Below are 10,564 nucleotides of genomic sequence, written 5' to 3'. Positions count from 1 at the left end.
GTCCCTAGTAGCGCCGCCCGTAGCCCTCGCGATACAGCGTCGCGCCGATAGATGTCAGCAACGCAATGTCCTCTTCCCCTAATGTATCCCACACGCCCGCCAGCCAACCAGCGAAGCCGGTACAAGCGTGGTCTAGATCGACCGCTGCCCGCCCTTCTGCATTCAACCGCTCGAAGATCGTGATTACGTCGTGGGGGGTCATGGCTTGCTCCGGTGATGATTCGAACAGGGCACCTTCGGACTGCCCCCTGGAATGCGCGTGCACCCGGAAGGAGGTGAGAGTGAGGGGGTAGATTCCTACTTGCGACAGTGCGGATCCTGGATCAGTGTGAGGCGGGCTAAAAGCTCGTCCACTTGGATTTCGAGGACCTTGTTTCGTATGGATTGCGTGCGGAGCTTGTTGAGCTTGACCCTCCAGTACGCCGGGTCGTTCACCGACGACTTGTTGATGAAGGCGTGTTGCGCTTGCTCGAGTAGTCCGATCGCTCGCCTAATATGCAGTAATTCGCGTTCCGCTTCGCAGTACCAGCTCATGTTTGCCGCCTTCCGATGGTTTTTATCTTGACTTGCTGCTTCGCGAGAGCCCTTGAGTTCGCTCAAAGAGGACGCGCGAGCCGATCTCGAACCGTGCTGCTGCACGGTGCGACGAGTGTGGTGTAAGGGGCAAATGTCGTGCGCAGGCAGGGCGCGGCGCAGACTTGGGGAGAGGGCGAGCGGTGAATCTACAATTGGGTGCTCGGGTCAACCCATCATACGCGTATCCCTGTTCAGGCAACCGCTTTATTTCGTCCGCGGCGAGAGGCGCCCGACCTGATCCTGAGGCCCGGCGACTGTGACGATCGGCTGACGACGTCGAACGCCGAGGCCGCGCGCGCGATGCTGCAGCTTTACCCCGCCGACGAGATGATCGCGGAGCCGAAGTAGTGATGTTCCGTCAAGGGGAGGGAGCGCGACGACAGGTGGACTCTCGACGCACGCACGGCTCGACGGCCGTGCGTGCGCTTACATGGATGTTTGCAGTTTCTGCGTCTTATGCAACTCGACCCAGTATCCGTTGAGTTCGTCGTCGGGCACGTTGAAGCGCCGCAACCACGCCTCGCTTGCCACGGTCGTATTGAGCAAGGGCGCGGTGCTGTTGACCGTGCCACGTTGGAGGATGCCGCTCTCGGCGGCCACGATCGAACGCACCGCATGGTTGAGAAGTACGTATGCGGCTGGCGGCGCGGACGGGATGCCCTTGCCTAGTGGCACGCCGGCTACCGGGTCGACTCCCGCTTGAATCAGCAAACCGCCGTTAGCGATCGGAGTTTTGCGGAACCAGTCGGGGGGAGCATCAAGGCGTCAGCGCCGCCGACGCGGCGGACGAAATCCCCATCAAGAGCGGTCAGCCAATCAACCGTCTTGATCTTGTCCACCAGGTCGCGGATCGAAGTGCGCATCGGGTCGCCGACATCGACACCCGGCCCGTATAGCCGCGACCAGAAATTCTCGCTCGCCTCATTCGCTTCCGGGTCCAGCGGCGGGAGATTGACGCCGATGCCCGCATGTCCCCATACCCGCCGCTCATGATTTGCTCACACCCGCAGTACCGGTCGAGCCCGACTGATCGAACGTTAGCGACGATGCTTGGTGACTGCTCAACCAGTCCGTGTGGCCGTTCGCATCCGTCGTGCCTTGTATCGTCTGTCCGTCGGCCGACGTGACGGTATAGCGATGGTTCGCGAGAGGCGCGCGCGTCTGGTCATCGACGAGCCGGAAGCGCCCGCGGTATGTGCCGTCGTCTTGCGCGGTGGTCTGCGCGAGCACGCCTTTGCCCGCACCAACCGAGCTGCCCGCGCCGGACGTCGGCTCTACCGTCGCCATGCCTTGCGACGCGATCAGGCGCGCGCCGCATGCCGTCCGGTCGCCGTCGGTCGCGACGGCCCGGCCGCCGAACGTCATACTTCGAACGCGGACGCCCATGATGGGATAGACGCCGCTGCATTTCGGACACGACACCATGTCGCCTTCGAGAGCGAGCGGCTTACCGAAGACGACGTTGGCCGCCGTGGTCGGTCGTGTCGCCTTCGCGGATGAATGCAGAACTCATGCTCATTCCTTACAGGAAAACCCGCGTGGAATTTAGCATGGGCTGTAGACCTGTAACTATCCTGTCAGGATTGCCGGGATGATCGACTCCAAAACCGCTCCGCGTGGCGCGCCGGGCGCCGCTGCCTGATCCCCGCGAAATGGATTTACGAGCCGAACTGGGAAACGGGGAAGCATGTCCGATACAGGATCGGCCTGGCCGGCTGGCGGCTGCTGTGCGTCGCGGGCATCTGGCGCACGCTGCAGCGCTCGGACGGCACCGAGCACCACACCATGGCGATGATCACGGTGAATGGCGACGAGCACCCGATCATGAAGCACATGCACCGGCCAGGCGACGAGAAGCGCTCTGTCGTGATCCTGCGACCGGACGACTGGGAAGAGTGGCTGACGACGCGGAACATTGAGGCTGCGAGGGCGATGCTGCAGCTGTACCCGGCCGACGATATGGCGGCCGAGCCGGCAGCCGACAAATAAGTTTCCGGGGTGTGGGTTTTTCTGCCTTCGCATGACGCATCACTTTGACGAACCCGTGAACCCGCATGCCGTCGCGGGTTCGCGGCCTGTCAACTGATCTTGCGTACAGTGAAATCGGCCTTCCGGACCAGTCGAGTGTCGTACCCGGCGTCCGCAAACGCTGGTCGGTACGTTTTGGCATACTTGGCTCTCGGCGGATGGAGTGACTCCGCGGGGCATTTCACTCCTTGTCAAGCAATCAAGCACCCTTGATTCCCGTTTGTGCAGAGCATCTTTGGACCATCCGCTTTTTGACTCGTCCGTTGAATTGTCGTGTCGTTACGCCTCGAACAGCGCGGCACCGATGTACGAACCAGGTTGCGCGCCCGGCGGGCACGCGAAGATCGCGCTGCCGACGTGCGTGGTGAACTGGTTCATGATGTCCATTTTCGAGAGCTTCTCGTTGATCGGAATGAAGCCCTTGCGCGGGTCGCGCTGGTGCGCGACGAACATCAGCCCCGCGTCGTACTCGGTCTGCTGGCGCCATGGCGGCCAGCGCTCGATGTAGAAGCTCGTGCTGTCGTTGTACGAGTACGCGCGGCGCAGGATCTGCGCGCCGTTGTTGAGTTGCGGCGATGCGAGGCGCGCGTGCGCGTTGTCGGGGATCACGGGGTTGCCGTCCTTGTCGGCCGCGTCGAGATCGAGCGCTTCGAACTCTTCCTTGCCGCCGAGCGGCGCGCCGCTGTACTTCTTGCGGCCGAACACCTGCTCCTGGAAGCCGAGCTCCGTGTTGTCCCAGTGCTCGAGCGTGATGCGGATCCGGCGCACGACCGTGTAAGTGCCGCCGTTCATCCATGCCGGGCCCTCGCTGCCGGCCCACACGAATTCGTCCATCGCGGCCGGATCGGACATCGGCGGATTCATCGTGCCGTCCTTGAAGCCCATCAGGTTGCGTGGCGTCTCGCCGGGCTTGCCCGACGTGAAGCCGGCCTGGCCCCAGCGCATCTGCGTCGCCTTCGCGCCGAGGCGCACGAGCTGGCGCACCGCGTGGAACGCGACCTGTGCGTCGTCGGCGCACGCCTGGATGAACAGGTCGCCGCCGGTCTTTTCGGGCAGCATCTGGTCGCCGTTGAAGCGCGGCAGGTCGACGAGCGCGGCGGGGCGATGCTTGGCGAGGCCGAAGCGGTCCTTGCCGGCGAGCGCGAACATGCCGGGGCCGAAGCCGAACGTGATCGTCAGGCGCGCAGGGCCGAGGCCGAGCGCGTCGCCCCCGTCCGCCGGCGCGACCTCGTCGTTGCCCGTCGTGGCGAGCGGCAGCGCGGTGTCGCCGCGGGCCATCCGCGCGGCCGCGTCGGTCCAGGTCTTCAGCAGCGCGATGACATCCGCGCGCTGGGCCGTCGTCAGGTCGAGCGCCGCGAAATACGCGTGGCGCTGTTGCGGCGTCGCGATGCCGCTCTGGTGCTTGCCGTAGAACGGCTCGACGCCGTCATGCGCGGAAGCGGGCGTGGGCGCGGCTGCGGCGGCGGGTGCATCCGCCGCCTTCGCGGCCGGGATCGACGCCGCCGCGAGGCCGGCGGCCACCGCGGCGCCGCCCGCCTTCAGGAAGCCACGCCGCGCGGGGCGGGGTGGCTGGTTGGAATCGTCTGCCATGGTCGGCTCCCTTACTTCGCGAGCAACAGCGTGTTGACGTCGTCCGCGACGTAGTAGAAGCCGTCGCCTTCAGGCGTCATTGCGATGCCGAACAGGTTGCCGTTGCCGGGGGGCGACTGCGCCTTGTCGGTATTGATCCAGCGCGCGTAGATCTGCTTGCCTTCGACCGGATCGATCTCGACGACCTGGCCGTTCTGCCCGTTGGTCGTGAGCAGGTGGCCGTTCGGCGCGGTTGCGAGCGCGAGCGGGCGGCGCAGGAAGCCGTCGGCGGTGATCTGGCGGCCGACACCCGCGCTGGTGTCGCGCGTGAGCGGGTCGTCGATTTCGACGATGCGGTTGCCGATCGCGTCCGACACGTACAGCTTCTTCTGGTCGCCGGACAGAGCGAGGCCGGTCGGGCCGACCAGGAATACGCCCTTGTCGGCCTGCGCGCCGAGGCCGCTCGCGACGACCGTTTCCTGCTTGATCACGGGCGGCTTGCCGGCCGGCACGTCGAGGTCGAGACGCAGCACGGTCGCCTGCTTGTAGACGGGCGGGTTGCCGTCAGGGCCACCGACGCCGAAGCCGGCCATGCTGACGAACAGCGTTGCGCTGTCGCCGCGGTCGACCACGGCCATGTTGCCCCACGGGTCGTTGATGTTCGGGGTCGACCACACCGAAGCGATCTTGCCGTTCGGGTCAAGCACGACCATGCAGCCGGCGCCCTTCGTCGTGGTGGTGCCGTCATTGCTCGGCGTGCTGCCAACGATCACCCAGCCGGATTTCAGCATCGTCATCGCGGTCGACAGACCGACGCCGCCCGGGCAGGCCTTCAGCTCGCGCGGAATCGTCGCGAACAGGCTCATCTGCTTGGTCGACGGACGATAGCTGACGATCGTGCTGCCGGTGCCCTGCAGGTTCGCGGCGTTGTTGAAGTTGTCGACGAGCACGTCGCCTTCTTGGATCGTGCCGGCCGAGACCGGTGCGACTGCGATCGCGTACGGGTTCTGGTCACCGTTGTCCGGCACCGTGTTGACGAGCGTGGTGTGGCGATGCACGGTTTCGAGGAAGCCTTGTGGTTCGGCATGCGCGCCGGCGACGGCCGTCAGTACGGCGACGGCCAGTGCGCCCGTTGCGAGGCGGCGAAGCGGAGCGGATGGATTCATGTGAGTCTCCTGGGGAGCGCGCCGTCCAAGCAGCGCGCGAAAATGGGCAGCGTGGGCGCGTCGCTCAGAACGTGATCGTCGTACGCGCGCCGAGCACGAACGTGTTGCGCAGCGGTTGGGTCGCGTCGTTCGGATTCTGGCCGGCACCGGCGTTGAACGTGTACTGCGCGTCGGCCTGGATTTGCCACCACGGGTTGAGCTGGTACTGATAGGTCGCCTCGACGGTCGTTTCGCGCGTGCGCACGCCGTATGGGCCAGAGGCAAACATGCGGGCGGTCTGGTCGAGGTCGGTCACGTGGCTGCCGACCTGGATGTACGTGACGCCGAGGCCGATGCTGTCGTTGTCGCGGCCTTCGAACGGCCCTTTCAGCACGATGCCCGCGTTGGCCGAGAAGCTCACGAGGTTGCGATCGCCCGGCGCGCCCATCACGCGTGCGAACACGCCGAGGCTCCTCGCGCCGGTCGGATCCGGGCGCCAGATCATCTGGTCGGCCACCGCGTAGAAGCTGTAGTCGCCGTGATGCTGCTGCGCGATGCCGTTCGATCCGGTGCTCGCGAGCGACAGCCCGTCGGTGCCGACGTTCTGATCGGCGAAGCGGCCGTTGTGATACCAGACGCCGATCTTGTAGGTGCCCGGCAGCCCGTTCGAGTGGCCGGTGTCCATCTCGCCGTCGGCCGGCTGGTTCAGCGCGTACTGCAGCTCGCCGATGTAGAGCGTGCCGTTGTGCAGGTTGAAGTTCGTGCCGCTCAGGTTGCTCGGGTTGTTGCCGAGCGGATCGCCGTCGAACACGCCCGCGAGCGCGGTGAGCTTCGGCGTGATCTGGCCGCGCACGCGCACGCCCAGGCCCGCGAGCGGATACGCGGGGCCGCCGTTCGGCAAATCGTACGACGGCAGCGCGGGCCAGCCGAACATCGTGTTGACGAACGTGTTCGCGTACGTGCTGACCATGAATTCCTGGTCGAGGCTCTGCTGGCCGATCTTCACGTCGACGCGCTTGTCGAGGAACGACTGCTGGTACCACAGCTCCCAGAGGCGGGTCGTGTCCTGCGCCTCGATGCCGCTCGCGGTGTTGAGCGTGCCGAGGTTGCGCGCACTCAGGTTGGTGCCGTGGATCTGCAGCGCGCTGACGTTGAAGGTGCCGCCGGGCAGGCCGATCGCCTTCTGCGTGTCGACCGTCAAGGTGGCCGTCGTCAGGCCGTCGTAGGCGCCGCCGCGGTTCAGGCCGCCGCGCAGGTTCGCGAGGTATTCGCTGGTTTCGGTGATCTGCAGCGTCGCGCCGTACTTGCCGAGCCACGGGCGGATGCCGCCCATGTCGCCGAGCAGGTTCTGGCGGGTCCAGATGCCGGTCCACATGTTGGTCGGCTTCGCCTGGATCGCCAGGTCGGCCTCGGGCGCTGCAGGCTGTGCGTCGACTGGTACGTCGGCGAAAACGGTGCCGTTTGCGAACGAGGCGCACATGAGGACGACCGCACAGGCGGTGGGGCGTATCCGGACGCGGATGCTGTCTCCCTGGAACGACGCAAATTTCATGACAAACCCCTGGCCTTATTAATATGGATTCCTGCGTTTAATATCCGGTCAGAACGCTCCGTGCCGATTGGCCTGGCAAGCAGAATCCGACGCACAAGGTACTCCGTTCATGTACGTCGAAATGGTCATTTCGGGACGACATGCACCGAGCGCATGTGTGACGCCGGAGACCGTGCCCGGATACGGAATCAAGAATCCTCATTCTGCGGAAGGCAGGTGCGCTCCAACCGACGCCGAATGCGCCGCGATTATGAAGATCGAAATCAACCACGAGAACTGCGCGATACCGAGAAGAATCAGCCAGAGAGATCGGGGGCATTGGAGGAAACTCAACCGTTGCGATTCCTCGCCGAAATTTCTTCCGCATGACGGACCCCGTTTGATGTTCGAAGGTGACGCGTGGATTCATTACGCACATTCACGCTACGCAGCTACGACTTGGCCAAAACGTACGAAGGCCAGATTCGTTCCAATGTGCGGTTCATCAGGAGGAACTAGGTAACCGTGTCGTGCGGAACACGCCACGGCTTCGACTTGTTTCATGTCTGAAACATGTTTCCGCGAGAGCTGATGCACGCAGGCTACCGGCTGAAAGGAGCGGCGACTCGCTACAGGCAAGCCCACAGCTGGACTCAGAGGGGGCACAATCTGTCTGATAGGCTTCACACATATTGCGTGGTGAGCTGATGCACCGGGAGCGACGCGACTGGGCCAGTAAAAATGCAGCGGCCAGCTAGGCCCGGCGTTTCAACGCTGAAACGTCGGTGGTTTTACCCGTAAACTTACAAAGTGTCGGTCACGCGAAAACAATGAAGCGTGAACCTTTACTTCGATCGCGGTCGGCTCAGCGTCGGTGTCCGAGCGGAGCCGCAGCGACTGGTCGAGCTACTTATGGCCAACCAGGGTTAACTTCCCTTCCGTCTCTGATGTAGATGCAGCGATTACCGAGTTCAATCGCGACTTTCCTCGCCCAAAAATGGGCGCGATTGTGCTAAGTTTGCCCTACCATATCGTTGACGACTTCGCCTTCGGAAGTTTTCCCAATTCTGCTGCGGCAGGCGTCTACCTTGTATTCGACAGGGAAGATCGCCTGCTCTATATCGGCAAAGCGGATGGGTTGGGTAAGCGTCTCGGCGCCCACTTCGGCTGGAATCCTGACCGAACGGCGGGCTTTGTGAAGAATCCAAAACTTGAAAACGCACACGCAGTGCGGACGATAGGACTTCCGGCGGAAAGTTGGTTTGAAGCGGCAGCTATCGAAGCGCTCCTGATTCGAAAGCTGGACCCTGACCTCAATGTAGTAGGGCGAGAGACATCCTAGTCACTTGCCAGCGAATCTGAGGATTAGAGCCGCAACGGGCGCACCTGCGCCCCCCGAACGTCGGCCGGTCGCCGGCGAATATTCTAGGCACTCGTGATGGCAGAAACCAAGCGCACCTATTCGAAAGTGAAGGCCGAAATTGAAGCATTGACGGCCGAGGCCGCGCAGCTGCGCGCCGCAGAAATCGAAGCAATCCTCACTGATGTCCGCGCGAAAGTAGCTGAATACGGGCTAACCGAGCAGGACGTCTTCGGTCGAAAGCGAGGCCCACGCGCAAAGAGCACGTCTGAAGCGAAGACAACTAGCGTGGCGAAATATCGCGACCCGAAGACCGGCGCGACGTGGAGCGGCAAAGGGCGTGCGCCTGCATGGATCGCAAGCGCAAAGAATCGTCAGCGTTTCCTGATCGAATCCTGACTCGTCGTAGCCATTGGCAACTGCGACAAAAATTCACACAGAGGGGGCAATGTCTATGGAAAACGACAACCAATCTGACGAAGAACGTCCGGCACCTCTTGTCCCAGCGACCTGCGATCTAAGCGGCATCCCTGTACCAGCCGACATGCTCGTTGAACTGGCAGTGCAAAGCTTCGGAATTAGCGTCGAAGAGGCAACGAAGATTGTTCGGGAAGTTGCTGAAATCTACCCCGGGCCGATCTCCGATCTTGGAACGGCCTGAGGATTCCTTAAATACTACGCAGTCGTTCATGAAGGTTGCTGGATGTCGCATGGCGACATGGGATGGTTCGGCATCTCAAATGACAAGATGTCGAAAAGCTCATGGGCAGAGCAGGTCGCGAAGCTATACGAATCGCTCCCTGAGGAAACGCTACTGACAGTCGTCGACTACCACATCTGATCCAGCAAGCCCATCTTCCTCAGCGGGAAATGGGCTTTTTTTCGGCCCGACCTTGAGCAGGCGCAACGCCACGCCATTCCACTTGCGCGAACACATCTCCAATTACTACGACTTTGCCGAAAGGCCCAATCAGGAGATCCGCCATGCTGAAGCAAACCTTTGTGCACAATGCTGTTCCGAACTACGGCGTCCGACTTGCACCGAGACCGGCAGCCACGACGACAGCAGACAGCACCCGCACCGCCAAGGCCGACGCGCCGATGTGCTCGTCCTCTGCGACGAAGGAAACGACGATTGCCGGTAGCTCGGCACCGCGCCAACCTCCGGCTCGTCACGTGCCGGCGAGCGAAGGGCGGACCGTCTGCCTGTTCGAATCCGACAGACGCCGATCCGGCGACGCGCGCGTCGATCCGAGTGCCCGGGCATTCGAGGGAGGCACGATCAGTGGTGTACTAAACGCGGACCAGTCCGTGACCCTCCATACCAGTACGCTGAGCTTCACCGATGCACGACTGTTCGCCGACGGCATGCTTCGCCCAGTGCAGAAGCGAACGGGCCGCTCGCCGGACTTCCGCGGGCATCTCGACGTACCGTTCGACTCGCAATTCGAGACGACCGAATACACCGAGGACGTTGCCGGCTGGTGGAAGGTAACGAGAGGAGGGACGCAGTACCTCTTTCTAGTCCTGACTCGCCGCCCGAAGGTGACGAAGCGCTAAAGCACTTCAGCGCGCCTACACATGACCCATAGCCCGCGCGATACCTCGGTATCCACGGGCTTTCTCTTTTCCCGTTCCACCTCTCTCGCCGCATTTCAGGTCGCTCTGCCTTTCAACCTCCACCGGAGACCGAGCTTGACCCTTGCACGAGGCACATCGGGATATCAGCTACTACCTGATGCACCGGTACAACTGGATACGGCCGCATCAGTTCAATAACGGACTGGCTCCGGCCGTTGCGGAAGAAAAACTTAACGCAGAGTCCAGGATGAGTTGACCACTACATTTGGCATCTGGCGTGGCGACATTAAAATACCCAAGAGTACTCGAACCGCAACCTCCATGAGCAGCCAAGAAACTCTCGATGTGCCAGTCAAAGAACGGGCAACTATTGTGTGCCTTCAGGGGCAGCGTGTCTTGCTAGTTGCACGTGCGGCGTCGCGATGGGCGTTGCCCGGCGGCACAATTAAGGCCGGAGAGACGCCACTCGACGCGGCACACCGAGAGCTTTGGGAAGAAACCAGGTTGGTCGGCTTGAACCTCACATACGCGATGCACTTTGGCGGCATTTCGAAGCTGCATCATGTATTTATCGCAGAACTCGAAGCCGATTTGAAGCCGCAAGCGAATAATGAGATCGCCCGATGCAAATTGTTCCGTCGCGACACCATCGCCAAACTGTGGGCCAGTATTCCTACGAAGAAAATCATCGAATTGGCCTATAGCAGCGGGTGGTCCACATAGGCAAGATTCATCTCGCGATTCTAAGGCACGCCGCTATACTGCCGCGTGCAA

10 protein-coding genes and 4 pseudogenes are annotated in these 10,564 nt (G+C 62.4%); 7 read left to right on the top strand and 7 right to left on the bottom strand.

Annotation, left to right across the window (positions count from 1 at the left end; all coding sequences use genetic code 11):
* Nucleotides 1-4 precede the first annotated feature (4 nt).
* The 4 genes and pseudogenes from BX604_RS38175 to BX604_RS38155 all read right to left on the bottom strand — a co-directional run bounded on the left by BX604_RS38175 (nt 5) and on the right by BX604_RS38155 (nt 2,089).
* A complete protein-coding gene (locus BX604_RS38175; protein ID WP_012328164.1) occupies nt 5-202 on the bottom strand; it encodes a hypothetical protein in 198 nt (65 codons plus the stop codon).
* Between the two features lie 95 nt (nt 203-297).
* Complete coding sequence (locus BX604_RS38170) at nt 298-600, bottom strand: hypothetical protein (RefSeq protein ID WP_257146519.1); 303 nt, start codon at nt 598-600, stop codon at nt 298-300.
* Nucleotides 601-1,002: 402 nt separating this feature from the next.
* Nucleotides 1,003-1,556: pseudogene (locus BX604_RS38160) on the bottom strand (type VI immunity family protein); the annotation flags it as partial.
* 7 nt (nt 1,557-1,563) lie between these two features.
* Nucleotides 1,564-2,089: pseudogene (locus BX604_RS38155) on the bottom strand (PAAR domain-containing protein).
* Nucleotides 2,090-2,148: 59 nt separating this feature from the next.
* Between BX604_RS38155 and BX604_RS38150 the strand changes: the two are divergent.
* Nucleotides 2,149-2,565, top strand: a pseudogene (locus BX604_RS38150) (SOS response-associated peptidase family protein); the annotation flags it as partial.
* A 318-nt stretch (nt 2,566-2,883) separates the two neighbouring features.
* Here BX604_RS38150 and efeB read toward each other — a convergent pair.
* The 3 genes from efeB to BX604_RS38135 all read right to left on the bottom strand — a co-directional run bounded on the left by efeB (nt 2,884) and on the right by BX604_RS38135 (nt 6,870).
* Nucleotides 2,884-4,194, bottom strand: a complete 1,311-nt coding sequence (gene efeB / locus BX604_RS38145; RefSeq protein WP_098557357.1) for an iron uptake transporter deferrochelatase/peroxidase subunit — start codon at nt 4,192-4,194, stop codon at nt 2,884-2,886.
* Between the two features lie 11 nt (nt 4,195-4,205).
* Nucleotides 4,206-5,339 (bottom strand): hypothetical protein, encoded by a 1,134-nt coding sequence (locus BX604_RS38140; RefSeq protein WP_098557355.1) that lies wholly within the window; start codon nt 5,337-5,339, stop codon nt 4,206-4,208.
* Nucleotides 5,340-5,403: 64 nt separating this feature from the next.
* Nucleotides 5,404-6,870, bottom strand: a complete 1,467-nt coding sequence (locus tag BX604_RS38135) for a carbohydrate porin (RefSeq protein WP_098557352.1) — start codon at nt 6,868-6,870, stop codon at nt 5,404-5,406.
* A gap of 853 nt (nt 6,871-7,723) precedes the next feature.
* On the opposite strand from BX604_RS38135, the gene BX604_RS38130 reads away from it, so the two are divergent.
* The 6 genes and pseudogenes from BX604_RS38130 (at nt 7,724) to BX604_RS38110 (ending at nt 10,513) form a co-directional block, all read left to right on the top strand.
* Nucleotides 7,724-8,191: a GIY-YIG nuclease family protein gene (locus BX604_RS38130; protein ID WP_143748219.1), complete on the top strand. Its 468-nt coding sequence runs from the start codon at nt 7,724-7,726 to the stop codon at nt 8,189-8,191.
* A gap of 96 nt (nt 8,192-8,287) precedes the next feature.
* Nucleotides 8,288-8,608, top strand: a complete 321-nt coding sequence (locus tag BX604_RS38125; protein ID WP_098557346.1) for an H-NS histone family protein — start codon at nt 8,288-8,290, stop codon at nt 8,606-8,608.
* Between the two features lie 55 nt (nt 8,609-8,663).
* Nucleotides 8,664-8,870: a hypothetical protein gene (locus BX604_RS38850; protein WP_143748218.1), complete on the top strand. Its 207-nt coding sequence runs from the start codon at nt 8,664-8,666 to the stop codon at nt 8,868-8,870.
* A 323-nt stretch (nt 8,871-9,193) separates the two neighbouring features.
* On the top strand, nt 9,194-9,769 hold the full coding sequence (locus BX604_RS38120) for a lipase chaperone (protein ID WP_098557343.1): 576 nt from the start codon (nt 9,194-9,196) through the stop codon (nt 9,767-9,769).
* Between the two features lie 148 nt (nt 9,770-9,917).
* A pseudogene (locus BX604_RS38115) lies at nt 9,918-10,046 on the top strand (IS3 family transposase); the annotation flags it as partial.
* A 65-nt stretch (nt 10,047-10,111) separates the two neighbouring features.
* Nucleotides 10,112-10,513: an NUDIX hydrolase gene (locus BX604_RS38110; protein WP_098557340.1), complete on the top strand. Its 402-nt coding sequence runs from the start codon at nt 10,112-10,114 to the stop codon at nt 10,511-10,513.
* The last annotated feature ends 51 nt before the right edge of the window (nt 10,514-10,564 follow it).

Origin of the sequence: Burkholderia sp. JKS000303 (genome assembly GCF_002563755.1) — a bacterium.
Lineage (GTDB): Bacteria > Pseudomonadota > Gammaproteobacteria > Burkholderiales > Burkholderiaceae > Burkholderia > Burkholderia anthina_B.
Note: the sequence above shows the minus strand (reverse complement) of the source record. Positions and strands in the feature narration are given on the sequence as shown.